The sequence below is a fragment of the Pseudomonas sp. EGD-AK9 genome, from assembly GCF_000465935.2.
GTDB lineage: Bacteria > Pseudomonadota > Gammaproteobacteria > Pseudomonadales > Pseudomonadaceae > Aquipseudomonas.
In genome coordinates, this window is record NZ_AVOF01000641.1 from 1 (window position 1) to 1,037 (window position 1,037).

General features: G+C 68.7%; 2 protein-coding genes. One reads left to right on the forward strand and one right to left on the reverse strand.

All coding sequences use genetic code 11. The annotated features are described in order from the left end of the window. A partial coding sequence (locus N878_RS22065) for an MFS transporter (protein WP_036988621.1) occupies nt 1-627 on the reverse strand: 627 nt, incomplete at its 3' end. A 181-nt stretch (nt 628-808) separates the two neighbouring features. Between N878_RS22065 and N878_RS22070 the strand changes: the two genes are divergently transcribed. Continuing rightward, on the forward strand, nt 809-1,037 hold a 229-nt coding region (locus N878_RS22070; RefSeq protein WP_031303728.1), incomplete at its 3' end, for an acyl carrier protein.

Below are 1,037 nucleotides of genomic sequence, written 5' to 3' on the forward strand. Positions count from 1 at the left end.
GCTGCGCTCGCGCAGGAAGAGAAAGGTGGGCGTGCAGGCGATGGCGAACAGCGCCGCGGTGATCAGCATGCAGGCCGGCACGAACTGCTCGGCACTTTGGCCCTGTGCCTGCGCCCAGGTCACGTAGGCCAGGCAGGCGCCCAGGCTGACCAGCCCGCCGATATAGCCGAAGCCCCAGCCCCAGCCCGAGACCCGGCCCAGCGCCTCGCGTCGGGCCAGTTCGGGGAGGAAGGCGGCGATCAGGTTCTCGCCGGTGCCGAAGCAGAAGTTCGACAGCACGATAAAGATCAGCGCCACGACCAGCGTGTCCGGCCCGGCCAGTGCCAGCCCCGCGGTAAACAGGATGCAGCCGAGGGCGCTGACCAGCAGCAGGCGCTTCTTGCAGGCGAGGGCGTCGGCATAGGCGCCGAGCAGCGGCGCACTGAGGATGACCAGGGCATAGGACAGGGCGATTGCGCTGGTCCAGGCCAGGGTGCCCCAGGGCTGGCCGCCGGCCACCACGGCGACGAAGTAGGCGTTGAACACCGCGGTGATCACCACCGTGGTGTAGCCGGAGTTGGCGAAGTCGAACATCGCCCAGGCCCAGACTTCTCGGCGGCGTACGCCGGGGGCGAGACTGCTTGGCATGCGGCTCTCTCTTTCATCGCGTTGGTAGCTGCAAGCCTAGCCGGGGGTGGCCGTCTCGTCAGGCGGAACGCCCATCTTGCCTATTGGGCGCATAATGGCCACTGACCTACACAACCTGTGAGGGTCGCCGATGTCTCGTCCGCCACCGTCAACCAAGGCCGCGCCGGGTTGCGAAAGGGATGTGGAGCGCCTGCTGGAGATCGTGCGGCACACCGTCAGCGAGTTGCGCCCGCAGGCCGCGACTGCGCTGCAACCGGGCCTGGACAGCGTGCTGGATCGCGATCTGGGCCTGGACAGCCTGGCCCGCGCCGAGTTGTGGGCGCGCATCGAGCAGGAATTCGGCGTGCGCCTGCCGGATAGCCTGTTCGCCAGTGCCGAGACCCCCGCCGACCTGCTGCGGGCGCTGCAGG